Below are 16,494 nucleotides of genomic sequence, written 5' to 3'. Positions count from 1 at the left end.
CCGGCGGCTCACTCCTCGACGAGGAGCCGGTCGCGCAGCTGGGCCAGGGTGCGGGCCAGCAGCCGGGAGACGTGCATCTGGGAGATGCCGACCTCCTGGGCGATCTGCGACTGGGTCATGTTGCCGAAGAACCGCAGCAGCAGGATCTTCTTCTCGCGCGGCGGCAGATCCTCCAGCAGCGGCTTGAGCGACTCGCGGTACTCCACGCCCTCCAGCGCCTCGTCCTCCGCGCCGAGCGTGTCGGCCACCGCGGGGGACTCGTCGTCGGTGTCCGGGACGTCGAGGGAGAGGGTGGAGTACGCGTTCGCAGACTCCAGGCCCTCCAGGACCTCCTCCTCGGAGAGCGACAGATGCTCCGCCAGCTCGTGGACGGTCGGTGCCCGGCCGTGCCGCTGGGACAGCTCGGCGGTCGCCGTCGTCAGTGACAGCCGCAGCTCCTGGAGGCGGCGCGGCACCCGGACCGCCCAGCCCTTGTCCCGGAAGTGCCGCTTGATCTCGCCGACGACGGTGGGCGTCGCGTACGTGGAGAACTCCACGCCGCGGTCCGGGTCGAAGCGGTCGACCGACTTGATCAGGCCGATGGTCGCGACCTGGGTGAGGTCGTCCAGGGGCTCGCCGCGGTTGCGGAACCTGCGGGCCAGGTGCTCGACGAGCGGGAGATGCATCTGCACCAGGGTGTTGCGCAGCTCCGCGCGCTCCGGGGAGCCGTCGGGGAGCTTCCGCAGCTCGTGGAACATCGCCCGCGCACCGCTGCGGTCGTGCGGGTCGTGGGCGTGCGCCGGTTCGTGGGCGTGCGGGGGCTCCGGAGCGCCCTGGGGCTCCTCCGGGGTCTCCTGGGACGGGCGCGGCGTGTGCTGCGCCCGCTCGCCCTGCTGCTCGCTGTCGTCCATGTGGTCCGCCCGCTCTGCCTGCTCCGCTGCGTCCGGCCGGCCGCCGGGGTCGTCCGCGCCCGTCGGGTGCGGCCGGGCCTGCTGGTCCGGGATGGTCGCACCCGGCGCGATCCCCGCGCCGCGTTCGAGATCTTTCACGGGGCCCCCTGTTCGGTCATGACGGTCCGGGACCGGCGCCGCGCTCCTTGTAGAGGCTGATGGTGACCGTACGGTCCTCGGCGACGGCGGAGTCGACCTTGCCGGCCAGCGCGGAGAGCACCGTCCAGGCGAAGGTGTCGCGCTCGGGTGCGCGGCCGTCGGTGGTCGGCGCGGAGACGGTCACCTGCAGCGCGTCGTCGATGAGACGGAAGACGCAGCTCAGCACGGAGCCGGGGACGGCCTGCTGGAGCAGGATCGCGCACGCCTCGTCCACCGCGATGCGCAGGTCCTCGATCTCGTCGAGGGTGAAGTCCAAGCGGGCTGCGAGTCCGGCAGTGGCCGTACGCAGCACGGAAAGGTAGGCACCCGCAGCGGGCAGCCGGACTTCCACGAAGTCCTGGGTCCCGGGCTCGCCTGCGATCTGGGACACCCTCACCTCCAAGGTGGCACAAGCTGGATTGAGCTGATACGTGTTGAGCTGATGTGCGTGGCCACTGCGCCGCTCCGGGCGTCCCGCCGGTCGCTCCCGAGGGGAGCGGCGGTGGCGCGGCGCAGCACAGGGTTCGGCTGTGACGCTACCGCGATCCGCGGGCCGGTGTCGCCCGGACGGAGCACGGCCGTCGTCCGGAATGCGAACGGATCCGGGGGCTCCCGGAACCGCTGTCGTCACTGATTGTAAACACACGGGTACGCACAGTGGCTAGGGGGTGGGGGCGTCAAATCCTCGACGGTGACGCTCCGTTGACCCGCGTGGTGTCCGCGAGGGCGTGCAGTTCCTTTCCAGTGAGCCGGAAGACCGTCCATCCGTCCATGGGCTGCGCGCCGATCGACCGGTAAAAGCCGATGGACGGTTCATTCCAATCCAGGACGGACCACTCGAAACGCTCGTAGCCGCGGGCCACACAGATCTCCGCGAGCGCCGCCAGCAGCGCCTTGCCGTGGCCTCCGCCGCGCGCCGCGGGGCGGACATAGAGGTCCTCCAGATAGACACCGTGCGTGCCCGTCCACGTCGAGAAGTTGCGGAACCACAGGGCAAAGCCCACCGGCTCGCCGTCCTCCTCGGCCATCAGCGCGAAGGCGGCGGGCTGCGGTCCGAAGAGCGCCTCGGTGAGCTGTGCCTCCGTCGCCTGCGCCGACTCCAGGGCGCGTTCGTACTCGGCGAGTTCGCGGATCATGGCCAGGATGGCGGGGACGTCGGCAACGGCTGCTTCGCGGATCATGCCGCCAGGCTAAACCGCGCCGGTGACAGGCCCGCAGGGAGGCCGGGGGACGGCGGCCGGGCGCGCGGGCGGGGCACCGCAGGCCGCCCCGGGGCCGGCCCCCGCCCTCACACCAGGAGCTGATCGGCGAAGCACCACCGCCAGGACTCGCCCGGCTCGAAGGAGCGCATCACCGGGTGGCCGGTCTCCTCGAAGTGCGCCGTGGCGTGCCGGAACGGCGAGGAGTCGCAGCAGCCGACATGGCCGCAGACCAGGCAGAGCCGCAGCTGGACGGGGTGGCTGCCCACCTCCAGGCACTCCGGGCAGGTGTCGCTCAGCGGGGCGGGTTCGGCGCGTGGCAGATCACGGACGTGCACACACTCGCTCATGATGGCCAGGTTACGACCCGCGGGCCGCCGGCCCCAGGTCGTGGTCGGGCGGTGCCGCACCCGGGCCGCGCCGGAGGGACGGACGGGACGGGCCGATGGACGTCATGCCGCTGCTGTTGCTGGTCGCCGGGAGCGCCGCGGTGGCCGCGCTCGCCCGGCGGACGCCCGTACCGGCACCGCTGCTGCTGGTCGCCGCCGGGCTGGTCGCCTCGTACGTCCCCGGGGTGCCGGACTACACCCTCGACCCGCACATCGTGCTGCCGCTGGTGCTGCCGCCGCTGCTGCACACCGCGGCGCTGGAGAGCTCCTACCTGGACCTGCGGGCCAACGTGCGGCCGGTGGCGATGCTCTCCGTCGGGTACGTCCTCTTCGCCACGCTCGCCGTCGGGCTCCTCGCCCACCTGGCCATCCCGGACCTGCCGCTGACCGCCGCGCTCGTCCTGGGCGCCGTCGTCGCGCCGCCGGACGCCGTCGCGGCCACCGCCATCGCCCGCCGTCTGGGGCTGCCCGGCCGGATCACCACGATCCTCCAGGGCGAGTCCCTGGTGAACGACGCGACCGCCATCACCGCCTACAAGGTGGCGCTGGCCGCGGCGGTCGGCGCGGGCGCCACCTGGGCCGGCGGGGCCGGGGAGTTCGCCGTCGCCTCCCTGGGCGGCATCGGCGTCGGCCTCGTCCTGATGGTGCCGCTGCACTGGCTGCGCCGCAGGCTGCGGGCGTCGCCGCTGCTGGAGAACACCCTCTCGCTGCTCATCCCGTTCGTCGCGTATGCCGCCGCCGAGCAGATCGGGGCGTCCGGGGTGCTCGCCGTGGTGGTTGTCGCCCTCTATCTGGGGCACCGCTCCTGGCAGGTCGACTTCGAGACCCGGCTCCAGGAGGCGGCCGTGTGGCGGATGGTGTCGTTCCTGCTGGAGTCCGCGGTCTTCGCGCTGATCGGGCTCCAGCTGCCGGTGGTGCTGCGCGGTCTGGGCGAGTTCAGCGGCGCGCAGGCCGCGCGGTACGCCGGGCTCGTCTTCGCGGCGGTGGTGGTGGCGCGGTTCGTGTGGGTCTTCCCGGCGACGTATCTGCCGCGCCTCTCGGCCCGTGTCCGGGAGCGGGAGCCGGACGTCACGGTCGCGGCGCCGCTGGTCGTCGGCTGGGCCGGGATGCGGGGCGTGGTGTCGCTGGCCATCGCCTTCTCCATCCCGGCGACGGTGCCCGGCGGCGGTCCCTTCCCCGCCCGCAATCTGGTGCTCTTCCTGACGTTCACCACCGTCATCGCCACCCTCGTCGTCCAGGGCCTGACGCTGCCGCCGCTGATCCGCGCGCTGAAGCTGCCCGGCCGCGACGCACGCGCGCAGACGCTCGCCGAGGCCCAGGCCCAGAACGAGGCCTCGCGCGCCGCCGAGGAACGCCTCGACGCCCTCCTCACCGACGACCGCAACACCCTGCCGGGCCCCCTGGAGGACCGGCTGCGCACCGTGATGGAGCGCCGCCGCAACGCCGTCTGGGAGCGGCTGGGCACCGTCAACGAGGTGACCGGCGAATCAGCCGACGAGACGTACCGCCGGCTGGCCGGCGAGATGATCGACACCGAACGCCGCGTCTTCGTCCGCCTCCGCGACACCCGCCGCATCGACGACGAGATGCTGCGCACGCTGCTCCGCCGCCTCGACCTGGAGGAGGCGGCGGCCTATCGGGAGGAGCGGGGGTGAGGGGCGCGGGCGCCCGGTGGCTGCCGGCTATGCCCGCAGGAATCCGTCTCCGTGCGCGCTGATGTGTGCCTCCAGCGCGCTCAGCGCGTTCCGGGTCGCGTCCGGTGAGCCGCTGCCGCGCTGCTCGGCGTAGTAGGCGGCGCCGAGCTTCTTGAGGAGGTCGTTGCCCGCGCGCTGCTGCTGGACCTCGTCCACCTTCTGTTTGCCCTGCTCAAGGGCGTTTTGGGCCTGCTCCTTGGCGCGGTCGAGAAAACCTGCCATCACTGCCTCCTGTGCACGATCGGTCTCATGGGGTCAACGGCCCGTCCGGCCGCCGGGTTCCCCGTGTCAGGCTCGGCCACCCGGCCGGAGGACGCGAGGCGGGCGGGCCGTTGGGCGGGCCCGGGGCGGAAAACCGGGCCCCGGCGCGGGTCGCCGGAACGGCCGGGTTAGCGTGTCCGATATGGACTACCAGGCCGTTCTTGATGAGGTAGCGGCCTATGCACGGCCGTTTGTGAGGCAGGGCGAGGTCGCCGACTACATACCGGCGCTCGAACGCGTCAGCCCGGACCGCTTCGGTATCGCGCTGGTCGACATCGACGGCTCGGTGTACGGGGCGGGCGACTGGGAGACGCCGTTCTCCGTGCAGTCGATCTCGAAGACCTTCTCGCTGGCGCTGGTGATGGCGCACGCGCACGACGAGGAGATCTGGTCCCGGGTGGGCCGGGAGCCGTCGGGTACGCCGTTCAACTCCCTGGTGCAGCTGGAGTGGGAGAACGGCATCCCGCGGAATCCGTTCATCAACGCGGGGGCGCTCGTCGTCACCGACCGCCTGCAGACCCTCACCGGTGACGCCAGTACGACGATGCTGCACTTCCTGCGGGAGGAGAGCGGCAACGAGGAGCTGGCGTTCGACCAGGCGGTCGCCGACTCGGAGGCCGACCACGGGGACCGCAACGCCGCGCTCGCGCACTTCATGGCGTCGTTCGGCAATCTGGAGAACCCGGTCCCCAGCGTCATCGAGCACTACTTCTGGCAGTGCTCCATAGAGATGAGCTGCCGGGATCTGGCCACCGCCGGCGGCTTCCTCGCCCGGCACGGACTGCGCGCGGACGGCACCCGGCTGCTGGAGGCGCGGGAGGCCAAGCGGATCAACGCGGTGATGCTGACCTGCGGCACCTATGACGCGGCGGGGGAGTTCGCCTACCGGGTGGGGCTGCCCGCCAAGAGCGGGGTCGGCGGCGGGATCCTCGCCGTCGTACCGGGCCGCTGCACGCTGTGCGTCTGGAGCCCGGGACTCGACCGGCGGGGCAACTCCGTCGCCGGTGCCGCGGCGCTCGACCACTTCACGACGCTGACCGGCTGGTCGGTGTTCTGAGCCGCCCGGGGCGGGCCGCCGCCGGGCGCCCGCCCGGCTCCGGTCGCGTTGTGGCGGCGATCTTCCTGGCGCATCGTGGGCGTAGGAGGTGCACCGCCATGGAGCACGAGATGCGCGCGGAGTACGCGGACGGTGTGACGCCGGGACCGGACGCCCCGGTCAAGATCTGGCACATGGTCCGCCTCGAAGGGATCAAGGCGATGTGCGGCCGGATACTGAGCGAGTCCGCCGCCACCCAGCCGGCCGATCTCTGGGGAACGCCCGAGGGCGAGCCGTTCTGCCATTCCTGCGGTGCGATGTACCTGCGCGAGGTGCCCTGAGCGGCGGCGCCGGCGGGGTGCGGCCGCTCAGGGGCAGTGGATGACCTGGCCCGCGTAGGAGAGGTTGCCGCCGAAGGCGAAGAGGAGGACGGGGGCGCCGGCGGCGATCTCGCCCCGTTCGACCAGCTTCGACAGGGCCAGCGGCACCGATGCCGCCGAGGTGTTCCCGGAGTCCACGACGTCCCGGGCGACGACGGCGTTGACCGCGCCGATCTTCCGGGCGACCGGTTCGATGATCCGCAGATTGGCCTGGTGCAGGACGACCCCGGCGAGGTCGGCGGGGGTGATGCCGGAACGCTCGCAGACCTGGCGGGCGATGGCCGGCAGCTGGGTGGTGGCCCAGCGGTAGACGGTCTGCCCCTCCTGGGCGAAGCGGGCCGGTTCGCCCTCGATACGGACCGCATGGCCCATGTCGGGGACCGAACCCCACAGCACCGGGCCGATCATCGGCTCCTCGGCCGCGGTGACCACGGCGGCGCCCGCGCCGTCGCCGACCAGCACGCAGGTCGTACGGTCCGTCCAGTCGGCCACGGCGCTGAACTTCTCGGCGCCGATCACCAGCGCCGAGCGGGCGGAACCGGCCCGGATGGCGTGGTCGGCGGTGGCCAGGGCGTGGGTGAAGCCGGAGCAGACGACGTTGATGTCCATCGTCGCCGGGGCCGCGAGGCCGAGGGCGGCCGCGACGCGGGCCGCGGTGTTGGGGCTGCGGTCGGTCGCGGTGCAGGTCGCGACGAGGACGAGGTCGATCTCCTCGGCCGGGACGCCGCTGGAGGCGAGGGCCTTCGCCGCCGCCTGGGCCGCCATCGAGTCGACGGTCTCGCCGGGTCCGGCGATGTGCCGGGTGCGGATGCCGACCCGGCTGCGGATCCAGGCGTCGTCGGTCTCCACCATCGACGCGAGGTCGTCGTTGGTGAGCACGCCCGGCGGCTGATGGTGGCCGACCGCGAGAACGCGTGAACCTGGCATCTGATCCCCTCCGGACCTGCGGTGTCGTGCGACCAGTGTGACCTGCGGCGGGCGGGCGCCCCTTTTCGAGAACCGCCAATCTTCCGCCGTCTTCTCTGGAGGGACCCGACGCCACCCGGACCGCGCCCGGCAAGCGTTTCCGGTACGCGCGGGCCCATCCGTGCGCCCCGGCCCCGGACGTGTCCGGTACGCGCCCCGGGCCGCATTCCGCACGCCGCCCGCACGCCGCCCGCACGCCGCCCGCACGACGGAGGCGGGGCCCCGGCCTTCCCGGCCCGGGCCCCGCCTCCGTACCGGCTCCCGCCTACGGCGATTCCGTCACTCCGCCGTCGCGCGGAAGCGGCGCAGACGGAGGCTGTTGCCGACGACGAAGACCGAGGAGAAGGCCATCGCGGCGCCCGCGATCATCGGGTTGAGCAGGCCCGCCGCGGCCAGCGGCAGGGCGGCGACGTTGTAGCCGAAGGCCCAGAAGAGGTTGGTGCGGATGGTGCCGAGGGTGGCGCGGGCCAGCCGGATGGCGTCCGCCGCGGCCCGCAGATCGCCGCGGACCAGCGTGAGGTCCCCGGCCTCGATGGCGGCGTCGGTGCCGGTGCCCATCGCCAGGCCCAGATCGGCGGTGGCCAGCGCCGCCGCGTCGTTGACGCCGTCGCCGACCATGGCGACCGTCCGGCCCTCGGCGCGCAGCCGCTCGACCACGGCGACCTTGTCCTGCGGCAGCACCTCGGCGATGACCTCGTCGATACCGACCTCGGCGGCGACCGCCTCGGCGACCGCGCGGTTGTCACCGGTCAGCAGCACCGGCGTCAGGCCCAGCGCCCGCAGCCGGCGGACCGCCTCGGCGCTGGTCTCCTTCACCGCGTCGGCGATCACCAGCACCGCACGGGCCGCGCCGTCCCAGGCGACCGCGACGGCGGTGGCGCCCGCCTGCTCGGCCCGCAGCTTCGCCGCCGTCAGCGGCTCCGGCAGCGCCAGCCCGGCGTCGGCCAGCAGCCGCTCGCGGCCGACCAGCACGGTGTGGCCGTCGACCTCCCCGCGGACGCCGAGCCCGGGGACGTTCTCGAAGTTCCGGGGCGCCGGCAGCGCACCGGACACCGTCTCCTCGGCCGCCGTGGCGACGGCGCGGGCGATCGGGTGCTCCGATGCGTGCTCCAGCGCACCGGCCAGCCGCAGCGCGGTCGCGCGGTCCTCACCGTCGGCGAGGTGGACGCCGGTCAGCGTCATCACACCGGTGGTGACCGTGCCGGTCTTGTCCAGGACGACGGTGTCGACGGCGCGGGTGGACTCCAGCACCTCCGGGCCCTTGAGCAGGATGCCCAGCTGGGCGCCGCGGCCCGTGCCGACCATCAGCGCGGTCGGGGTGGCCAGGCCCAGGGCGCACGGGCAGGCGATGATCAGCACCGCGACGGCGGCGGTGAAGGCGGCGGTGGCCCCGGCGCCCGTCCCCAGCCAGTAGCCGAGGGTGCCGACCGCCAGCGCGATGACCACCGGGACGAAGACCGCGGAGATCCGGTCGGCCAGCCGCTGCGCCGCGGCCTTGCCGTTCTGCGCCTCCTCCACCATCCGCGCCATCCGGGCGAGCTGGGTGTCGGCGCCGACCCGGGTCGCCTCGACGACCAGCCGGCCCCCGGCGTTGACGGTGGCGCCGGTGACGGTGTCGCCCGGCCCGACCTCGACCGGTACGGACTCGCCGGTCAGCAGGGCGGCGTCCACCGCGGACGACCCCTCGGTGACCCGGCCGTCGGTGGCGATCTTCTCGCCGGGGCGGACGACGAAGCGGTCGCCGACGGCCAGCTCGGCGGTGGGGATGCGGACCTCGCGGCCGTCGCGCAGCACCGCGACGTCCTTGGCGCCCAGCTCCATCAGGGCGCGCAGCGCGGCCCCGGCCTTCCGCTTCGCCCGGGCCTCGAAGTAGCGGCCCGCCAGGATGAAGGTGGTGACCCCGGCCGCGGCCTCCAGATAGATCGAGCCGCCGCCCTCCCCACGGGTGAGGGTCAGCTCGAAGGGGTGGCGCATACCGGGCATCCCGGCCGTACCGAAGAACAGCGCCCACAGGGACCAGCCGAACGCGGCGAGCGTCCCCATGGAGATCAGGGTGTCCATGGTGGCCGCGCCGTGCCGCAGGTTGGTCCAGGCGGCGCGGTGGAACGGCCACGCGGCGTAGACGACCACCGGGGCGGCGAGCGTCAGCGAGAGCCACTGCCAGTTGGTGAACTGCAGCGCCGGGACCATCGCCATGAGGATCACCGGGACCGACAGCACCAGCGCGGTCAGCAGCCGCTGCCGCAGCGCGGTGAGGCCGTCGTCCGCGGGCTCCGCCGTCCCGCCTTCCTCGTCCGCGGGCTCCGGCACCGGCGGCGCGGGCACCGCGGCGGTGTAGCCGGTCTTCTCGACGGTGGCGATGAGGTCGGCGGTCTCCAGCGCGCTGCCCTCCTCCAGGGAGACGCGCGCCTTCTCGGTGGCGTAGTTGACCGTGGCGGTGACGCCGTCCATGCGGTTGAGCTTCTTCTCGACGCGCGCCGCACACGAGGCGCAGGTCATCCCGCCGATCTCCAGCTCGATGTACTGCTCTCCGGGCACGGTGATCACGACTGCTCCTCGTGGTGTGCGTACGGGTGGGGGGTATGCGGGGCGCTGTGCGGCGCGGGGGGTGCGGGCGGCGCCGGGGCGCCCGTGGCACGGCCGATTCCGAACCCGGCGGCGAGCACGACCAGCAGGATCAGTGCGTAGCCGCCGAGCAGGACCGGGGTGGTGGGTGCCTTCATGCCGTACTCCTCACAGGGATACCGGAACCGGGGCCGCGAACGCTCCCGGGGAGTGGGGACGGCGGTGTCACCGGCGTCCCTCCGTCTCCAACTGTATACCCCCTAGGGGTATTCCGTCACGGTGTGGCGACGCCTCCGGGGCGCGTCCGCGGGCCGCCGCCCCGCGGGCCCGGACCCTGCCGTGCGGCGGGCCGGGACGCCATACTGAGCCGGTGTCGATGATCCGTAGCCTCCGCCGCGCCGTCCGGCTGCCGCAGCCGCGCACCCGCGGGGTCGACCTGAGCCACCCCGCCCGCTCGCCGCTCGGCACCGCGGTCGTCAACTGCGCGGTGTACGAGAACGGCGTCCGGCAGCCCGGCGACCACCCCGCCGACGAGGCGCTCCGCCGGGTGCGCCGCTCCGGCGCCGGATTCGTGTGGATCGGGCTGCACGAGCCGGCGGAGACGGAGTTCGCGGGCATCGTCGAGCTGTTCGGGCTGCACCCGCTCGCCGTCGAGGACGCCGTCCTCGCCCATCAGCGCCCGAAGATCGAGCTGTACGACGGCTCCCTGTTCACCGTCTTCCGGACCGTCCGCTACGTCGAGCACGAGCAGCTCACCGACACCAGCGAGGTCATCGAGACCGGCGAGCTGATGGTCTTCACCGGCGCCGACTTCGTGATCACCGTCCGGCACGGCGGCCACGGCTCCCTCGGGCCGCTCCGCGAACAGCTGGAGCGCGACCCGGAGCAGCTGGCCATCGGCCCGTCGGCCGTTCTGCACGCCATCGCCGACCTCGTGGTGGACGACTACCTCGATGTCGCCGCCGAGATCCAGAACGACATCGACGACGTGGAGAGCGAGGTCTTCTCGGTCCGCGGCAGCGGCGGCGCCGGCCGCATCTACCAGCTCAAACGCGAACTGCTTGAGCTGAAGCGCGCCGTCGCCCCGCTCGACCGGCCGCTGCAGAAACTGGTGACCGGACCGATGCCGTACGTCGACGCCCGGCTGCGGACGTACTTCCGGGACGTCACCGACCACCTGGAACGGGTCGTCGAACAGATCACGTCCTTCGACGAACTCCTCAACTCGATACTCCAGGCCCACCTCGCGCAGGTCACCGTCGCGCAGAACGAGGGCATGCGCCGGATCAGCGCCTGGGTCGCGATCCTCGCCGTCCCGACCATGGTCTGCGGCGTGTACGGCATGAACTTCACGTACATGCCGGAGCGGGACTGGACGTACGGCTATCCGCTGATCGTGGCCATCACGCTGGGGCTGTGCTGGCTGATCCACCGGGGGTTCAAGCGGAACGGCTGGCTGTGAGGGGGCACCTCCCGGGGGCGTTCCTGAGAGGTACGGCCCGGGGCCTCCGTCCCTGAACGAAAGCCCCGGCGCCCGCCGCTACCCCCGCCCCCCGACGTGCAGCGGCCGTCCCGCCCCGAAGCCCGCCGCGATCTGGGGCACCAGCAGCACCAGCAGCACCACGATCGGCACCGTCCAGCCGCCGGTCGTGTCGTGCACCGCGCCCAGCACCGCCGGGCCGGTCGCCGCCAGGATGTAGCCGAAGCACTGCGCCATGCTGGAGAGCTGGGCGGTGTGCCGGGCGTCCGGGGCCCGTTCCACGATGAAGAGCAGCGCCAGGCTGATCGCCCCGCCCTGCCCCAGGCCGAGCAGCGTCATCCAGGCGTACGCGCCGCCCACCGGCGCGGCCAGCAGCCCCGCGAACGCCACCGCGCACAGCAGCGCGCTCACCGCGGCGAGCGTCCCGGCGCGCAGCCGCCGCCCCACGATCACCGGGGCGAGGAACGATCCCGCGATGCCCAGCAGCGACGAGTACGACAGCATCCACCCGGCGTCGCCCGCCGACATCCCGGCGTCCCGCAGCACCGTCGGCAGCCAGGCGGCCGCCGCGTAGTAGCTCAGCGACTGGAGCCCCATGTACCCGGTGACCTGCCAGGCCAGCGGGGAGCGCCACAGGCCGCGCACCGGGTGGGCCGCCGCGCCCGCCGCCCCGGCGGAAACCCGGCTACGGGCGCCCGTCTGCGGCAGCCAGCACACCAGCGCCACCACCGCGAGGCCACCCCAGCACGCCAGCGTGGCCTGCCAGCTCAGCCCGGCGGCCCGCTGCACCGGGACGGTCACCCCGGCGGCCAGCGCCGCGCCGCCGAACAGCGACATCGAGTACAGGCCGGTCATCAGCCCGGCGCGGGCCGGGAAGTCCCGCTTGATCAGGCCGGGCAGCAGCACATTGGCGACCGCGATCCCGGCGCCGATCACGACCGTCCCGGCGAACAGCGCCACCACCGAGTCCACCAGCCGCAGCGCGGTCCCGGCGCCGATCAGCGCCATCGTGCCGAGCAGCGACCGCTCCATCCCCAGCCGGCGGCCCAGCCGCGGCGCGACCGGCGCCAGCAGCCCGAAGCAGAGCAGCGGCAGCGCCGTCAGCAGACTCGTCGCCGCGGCCGACATCCCGCTGTCGTCCCGGATGGTTCCGGCCAGCGGCGACACCGCGACCAGCGCGGGCCGCAGGTTCAGGGCCAGCAGGACGACGCCCAGCCCCAGATGGAGCGCCCGGCGCCCGGTGGGCACGGCCGCGGGCTCGGCGGCTCCGGGGCGTGGCGGTGTGGTGGATATCGGGCTGTCGGCGACGGCAGGTCCGGGGTCAGGCACGGTGTTCTCCGGTGGTGTGCGGGCGCCCGCCGGCCCGGGCACCGTCGCCCGTGGCGTCGCGCAGGGCGTCCCTCGCTTCGGTCAGATGCGCCAGCACGGCGCGTTCGGCGGCGTCCGCGTCGCCCGCCTCGATGGCGTCGACGACCGCGGTGTGACCGTCGAGCTGGTGGTGCACCGCGTCCGGCACGTGCGCGGCGAGCACCGCGTGCAGCGTGGCGCGCAGTGCGTCGCTGAGATGGGCGTACAGATCCGCCAGCACACCGTTGTGCGCGGCCTGTGCGATCAGCTGGTGGAAGCGGACGTCGGCCGCCACGAACGCCTCGGTGTCGCCGGACTCCCAGGCCCGCACCCGCTCGGCCAGCACCTCCCGCAGCGCCGCCAGGTCCTCGGGCGTCCGCCGCACCGCCGCGTGGCGCGCCGCGTCCCGCTCCAGCGCGGCCCGGACCTCGTACGCCTCCAGGCTCTCCGCGCGGCGCAGCCGGCGCTGGACGGCGGCGCCGAAGTCGCTGCGGGCGCGGACGTAGGTGCCGTCGCCCTGCCGGGCCTCCAGCAGTCCGGTGTGGACGAGCGCGCGGACCGCCTCGCGGACGGTGTTGCGTCCGACGTCCAGTTGCTCGACGAGGGCGGGCTCCGGCGGGATCTTCGTCCCGACCGGCCACTCACCGTCCGCGATCAGCGCCTCCAGCTGCTCGATGACGAGGTCGACCAGGCTGGTTCGGGCGGTACTGCGCAGCGGCATCGGCGCGGCGTCCTCTCCTCGGACCGGGGCGGCGGACCGTCCGTCGGCCGCCGTATTCTTCGGGTCATGTGAACATCCCATGTTTCCGGCTGTCAAAAGAGGCCGAGCCGCACACGCGTCTGCGGCGGAGTCCGCGAAGGACTCCGCCGCAGGGCCGCGTACGGGGAAGTCGGGCACGAGGCGGCCGTACGCGGGGCCGCCCGGCGGTCCGGGCAGAGGACCGCCGCCGGTCCGGACACCGTCCGCCGGTGGCCCGCGCCGGTTGGGGTGCGGGCGGCCGGGGCGAGGGGGTCCGGAGCCGGCAGGCGGGTGGGGAACCCCTGCCGGAAGACGCACGGCGCCGGTGGGGAGCCGTGCCGGGGCCTCACACCGGGGGGCGCGTCCCGACGGGGCGTCAGGAGGGCGCTCCCGCCGGTGCGACGGGCGGACGGGTCAGGACGCCTTGGGGAGGAGCCCCGCCAGACCGTTCGCCCACAACTGGTTGACCTGCGCACGCTCGTTGGCGTCCGGCTGGGTGTTCTGGCAGGACGGGCCGGGGCCGCCGCCGGACATCAGCTCGCTGCACGGGCCCTCGTAGTGGTCCGGCAGCCCCAGCACGTGGCCGGTCTCGTGGGCCACGACGCGGGTGGAGTTGTACTGCTGGTTCTGCGCGTAGTCCAGGAAGACGTAGCCGCTGCCGTGGCCGTCGGTGCTGGCGTACGAACCGCGCGGGTCGTTGCCCTCGCGGTACTGGAAGTCGCCGCCGCTGCCTTCGGCGAGCTTCACGTTGGAGACCGCGCTGTTCCAGATCTGCGCGGCCTGGGATATCTGGCTCGCGAACGTCGGGGCGGCGCTCGCGTCGTAGGTCACCGTGACCGACTGGAGGTTCGGGTTGGCCTTCAGCTTCTTCGCCGCGGACTTCAGCACGGCGTCGAAGAAGGCCTTGGTGTCGGCCTTCTGCTCGGCCGAACCGGTGTACGCGGCCACCGAGGCGGGGGTGGAGCGGTGGGAGGCGGAGGAGGCAGGCGTCGCGGACGCCGGGACCGCCGCGGTGAGTGCGGCGGCGAGGCCCAGGCCGAGCGCCGCCGACAGCGCCGTCTTGGGAGATCTCATGTGGGGGCTCCTTAATTTCCGAGGGCTACGGCCGCCGTGTGGGGCGGTGGCCGGGGCCCCGGATTTCTTGGTGCCGCCGAGTCTGGACGCAGTTCACCCGGGAGGCGGAGATGCCAGGAGGCGATAGGACGGCTCAATACCCCAGGGAAAAGGGGCAGTTCATGGCGGTTCAGCAGTCTGGTGTGACGCCATCGCGCATGGCTATGCTCCCCGCGTGGAGCTAGAGGTGAGGCATCTTCGAGCCCTGTGCGCCATCGCCGACTCCGGCAGCGTACGGAAGGCGGCCCGTCAGCTGGGCATGACCCAGCCGTCGCTGACCACGCAGCTCCACCGCATCGAAAAAGCCCTCGGCGGCCAGCTCTTCTTCCGCGCCGCCACCGGCAGCCGCCCCACCCCGCTCGGCCATGTCGTCCTCTCCCGCGCCCGCCCCATCGTCGCCGACATGCGCGCCCTGGTCGACGAGATCACCGCCGTCTCCGTCCGCGAACAGGGCGCCCGGCTGCGCATCGGCAGCACCAGCAGCCGCGCCGTCGCCGGCTGGCTGCGCCGCCTGCGCGCCCGCCTGCCCGGCACCGATCCCGCCCTGCGCATCGACGTCTCCGCCAACGCGCTGCTCCAGATGGTCTCCTCCGGCCAGCTCGACGCCGTCTTCGTCCACGAGGTCGAGGGCGCGCCGCTCCGGGTCCCCTCCAGCCTCGTCCAGTACGAACTCATCGCCCGCGAACCGCAGTTCATCGCCCTCCCGGCCACCCATCCGGCCGCCGCCAAGGAGGTCGTCGACCTCGCCGATCTGGCGGGCGACCCGTGGATGGTCGACCCGACCGTGGACGGCGAATGGGCCGGCCTGCGCCGCATCTGGGCCGCGGCCGGGGTCAACCCCCGCGTGGTGCACGGCGATTACCTCACCGCCGCCGACCTCGTCGCCGCCGGCGAAGTGGTCACCCCCTGCCAGCCCACCTCCCGCCCCCGCCACGGCATGGACATCCGCCCCCTGCGCGGCGACCCCCTCGCCGTCCGCCTCTTCATGGCCTGCCGCTCCGACACCACCCTCGCCGCCCCGCCCGAGGCCCTCTTCGCCGACCTCACCGCCTCGTACGCGGAAATCGCCTGGGCGAGCAGTGCGTACCGGGCGTGGCTGGTACGGAAGGGGGACGGGGTGCTGCCGCGGCGGCTGGCTTCGGCGTAGGGGCCGGAGGGGAGCGTCTCGACCGCCGCCGGAGCGGAGCGGAAGCCTCCGCGGCCCGGCTGCGGGACGCGCGCTCGGCGCCTTCGGCCGCCGCGCCCCGCTGCGGCGCACCTCGCCCGGAGCGCGGCCGCAGGCAAGTGGGTCCCATGAATGTGCAGTTGAACAAATGTGGGTGCACCGGGCGTATTGACAGGCGGCGTCGGACAGGACGAGGGTGGGCCGCCCCTACCCGGGGAGGGCAGGGGACAACTGCCGGGGGGAAGGCATGACAGACGCGATTCTGGCGGCACTTCAGAACTTTCAGCAGTACGCCGCCGGGCTCCAGGGGCTGCTGGCGGAAGCGCGGAGCGGTGTGCCCGCGGGCGCGGAGGGACAGGACGAGGCGCGCGCGGTGACGGTCCGGGTCGGGAGCGACGGCTTGCCGGAGACGGTGACCCTCGCCCGCGACTGGCAGCGCAAGCGCACCCCCGAGACGATCGGCGGCGCCGTCACCGAGGCGTACGGGGCCGCGATGCACCGGTCCATGGCCGCCATGCAGGAGGCCATGGACGGTGCGGACGTCCAGGGACGTGCGGAAGAGCTGCGGCAGGAGAGGGAACGGCGGAGCAGGGAGCACCCTCGCACGGCGCCGGGTACGCCGGGCTCCGGCGCCGGGCCCTCCGGTGGCGCACCGGGCGAGGGGGCGCCTCCGGTCGAGGTCCCCGGCCGCGATCTGCGCCATGTCGTCCCGCGCCCGATCGACGAGGTGGCCGAGGAGATGATCGCGGCCTTCGACGCGGTGGCGGGGATGGACCTGGAGTCCGTGGCCGGCGCCCGCGTGGAGGGGAGGGACCCCGGCAACCGGGTGACCGTGGAGCTGAGCAAAGGGGCCTTCCACTCGTGCCGGGTGGACGCGGCGTGGGCGGAGGGGAAGTCGGCCGTGTCCCTCGGCCAAGCGGTCGCGGCAGCTCTCGCCGATGGCCGGGCGTCCCTGGCACGGCTGGAGGAGTCCTCGGGGGCGGACGCCCAGGGGCAACTGCTCGACGGGCTCCTGGACGAGGCGCTGGCCATCCTCCGCGACCCCAAGCGTTTCACCGGCGGACTCTGACGGCACCACGACAGGAGCAGTGAC

At 73.6% G+C, this 16,494-nt stretch carries 17 protein-coding genes; 6 read left to right on the top strand and 11 right to left on the bottom strand.

Annotation, left to right across the window (positions count from 1 at the left end; all coding sequences use genetic code 11):
• Positions 1-8: 8 nt before the first annotated feature.
• From ACF1BH_RS01295 to ACF1BH_RS01280, 4 genes are all read right to left on the bottom strand, one after another.
• A complete protein-coding gene (locus ACF1BH_RS01295; protein WP_391640319.1) occupies positions 9-1,028 on the bottom strand; it encodes an RNA polymerase sigma factor SigF in 1,020 nt (339 codons plus the stop codon).
• Between the two features lie 16 nt (positions 1,029-1,044).
• Entirely contained in the window at positions 1,045-1,458 is a 414-nt protein-coding gene (locus ACF1BH_RS01290; protein ID WP_143940718.1) for an anti-sigma regulatory factor, read from the bottom strand.
• A 286-nt stretch (positions 1,459-1,744) separates the two neighbouring features.
• Positions 1,745-2,248: a GNAT family N-acetyltransferase gene (locus tag ACF1BH_RS01285; RefSeq protein WP_391640318.1), complete on the bottom strand. Its 504-nt coding sequence runs from the start codon at positions 2,246-2,248 to the stop codon at positions 1,745-1,747.
• Between the two features lie 107 nt (positions 2,249-2,355).
• Positions 2,356-2,616 carry a UBP-type zinc finger domain-containing protein gene (locus ACF1BH_RS01280; RefSeq protein ID WP_391640317.1) on the bottom strand — a complete coding sequence of 87 codons (261 nt, stop codon included), beginning with the start codon at positions 2,614-2,616 and terminating at the stop codon, positions 2,356-2,358.
• A 95-nt stretch (positions 2,617-2,711) separates the two neighbouring features.
• Here ACF1BH_RS01280 and ACF1BH_RS01275 point away from each other — a divergent pair, with 95 nt between their 5' ends.
• The gene (locus ACF1BH_RS01275; RefSeq protein WP_391640316.1) at positions 2,712-4,310 is read left to right on the top strand and encodes a Na+/H+ antiporter; all 1,599 of its coding nucleotides are present in this window, start codon (positions 2,712-2,714) and stop codon (positions 4,308-4,310) included.
• 27 nt (positions 4,311-4,337) lie between these two features.
• Here ACF1BH_RS01275 and ACF1BH_RS01270 read toward each other — a convergent pair whose 3' ends face one another.
• The gene (locus ACF1BH_RS01270; protein ID WP_391640315.1) at positions 4,338-4,571 is read right to left on the bottom strand and encodes a hypothetical protein; all 234 of its coding nucleotides are present in this window, start codon (positions 4,569-4,571) and stop codon (positions 4,338-4,340) included.
• A 181-nt stretch (positions 4,572-4,752) separates the two neighbouring features.
• Here ACF1BH_RS01270 and ACF1BH_RS01265 point away from each other — a divergent pair, with 181 nt between their 5' ends.
• Together ACF1BH_RS01265 and ACF1BH_RS01260 are read left to right on the top strand one after the other, a co-directional pair.
• Positions 4,753-5,667, top strand: a complete 915-nt coding sequence (locus tag ACF1BH_RS01265; RefSeq protein WP_391640314.1) for a glutaminase — start codon at positions 4,753-4,755, stop codon at positions 5,665-5,667.
• A 98-nt stretch (positions 5,668-5,765) separates the two neighbouring features.
• Positions 5,766-5,987, top strand: coding sequence for a hypothetical protein (locus ACF1BH_RS01260; protein WP_391640313.1), 222 nt, complete (start codon positions 5,766-5,768; stop codon positions 5,985-5,987).
• Between the two features lie 27 nt (positions 5,988-6,014).
• Here the strand turns inward: ACF1BH_RS01260 and ACF1BH_RS01255 are convergent, their stop codons facing one another.
• From ACF1BH_RS01255 to ACF1BH_RS01245, 3 genes are all read right to left on the bottom strand, one after another.
• Complete coding sequence (locus tag ACF1BH_RS01255) at positions 6,015-6,953, bottom strand: beta-ketoacyl-ACP synthase 3 (RefSeq protein ID WP_391640312.1); 939 nt, start codon at positions 6,951-6,953, stop codon at positions 6,015-6,017.
• Between the two features lie 318 nt (positions 6,954-7,271).
• On the bottom strand, positions 7,272-9,539 hold the full coding sequence (locus tag ACF1BH_RS01250; protein WP_391640311.1) for a heavy metal translocating P-type ATPase: 2,268 nt from the start codon (positions 9,537-9,539) through the stop codon (positions 7,272-7,274).
• Positions 9,536-9,715 carry a hypothetical protein gene (locus tag ACF1BH_RS01245; protein WP_391640310.1) on the bottom strand — a complete coding sequence of 60 codons (180 nt, stop codon included), beginning with the start codon at positions 9,713-9,715 and terminating at the stop codon, positions 9,536-9,538. Before ACF1BH_RS01245 ends, ACF1BH_RS01250 begins: the two co-directional genes overlap by 4 nt.
• Before the next feature lie 218 nt (positions 9,716-9,933).
• Here ACF1BH_RS01245 and ACF1BH_RS01240 point away from each other — a divergent pair, with 218 nt between their 5' ends.
• A complete protein-coding gene (locus ACF1BH_RS01240) occupies positions 9,934-11,019 on the top strand; it encodes a magnesium and cobalt transport protein CorA (RefSeq protein ID WP_391640980.1) in 1,086 nt (361 codons plus the stop codon).
• Positions 11,020-11,097: 78 nt separating this feature from the next.
• Here the strand turns inward: ACF1BH_RS01240 and ACF1BH_RS01235 are convergent, their stop codons facing one another.
• The 3 genes from ACF1BH_RS01235 to snpA all read right to left on the bottom strand — a co-directional run bounded on the left by ACF1BH_RS01235 (position 11,098) and on the right by snpA (position 14,197).
• Positions 11,098-12,366, bottom strand: a complete 1,269-nt coding sequence (locus tag ACF1BH_RS01235) for a CynX/NimT family MFS transporter (RefSeq protein WP_391640309.1) — start codon at positions 12,364-12,366, stop codon at positions 11,098-11,100.
• Complete coding sequence (locus tag ACF1BH_RS01230) at positions 12,359-13,105, bottom strand: FadR/GntR family transcriptional regulator (RefSeq protein ID WP_391640308.1); 747 nt, start codon at positions 13,103-13,105, stop codon at positions 12,359-12,361. The genes ACF1BH_RS01235 and ACF1BH_RS01230 overlap by 8 nt, the downstream gene beginning before the upstream one ends.
• Before the next feature lie 432 nt (positions 13,106-13,537).
• Positions 13,538-14,197 carry a snapalysin gene (gene snpA / locus ACF1BH_RS01225; RefSeq protein WP_391640307.1) on the bottom strand — a complete coding sequence of 220 codons (660 nt, stop codon included), beginning with the start codon at positions 14,195-14,197 and terminating at the stop codon, positions 13,538-13,540.
• Between the two features lie 226 nt (positions 14,198-14,423).
• Between snpA and ACF1BH_RS01220 the strand changes: the two genes are divergently transcribed.
• Together ACF1BH_RS01220 and ACF1BH_RS01215 are read left to right on the top strand one after the other, a co-directional pair.
• Positions 14,424-15,383, top strand: a complete 960-nt coding sequence (locus ACF1BH_RS01220; RefSeq protein ID WP_391640306.1) for a LysR family transcriptional regulator — start codon at positions 14,424-14,426, stop codon at positions 15,381-15,383.
• A 265-nt stretch (positions 15,384-15,648) separates the two neighbouring features.
• Complete coding sequence (locus tag ACF1BH_RS01215) at positions 15,649-16,470, top strand: hypothetical protein (protein ID WP_391640305.1); 822 nt, start codon at positions 15,649-15,651, stop codon at positions 16,468-16,470.
• Positions 16,471-16,494: the final 24 nt, after the last annotated feature.

It is taken from the genome of Streptomyces sp. NPDC014733, from assembly GCF_043083385.1.
GTDB lineage: Bacteria > Actinomycetota > Actinomycetes > Streptomycetales > Streptomycetaceae > Streptomyces.
The sequence above is the reverse complement of the archived record's forward strand: the minus strand, read 5'-3'. Positions and strand labels throughout refer to the sequence as shown.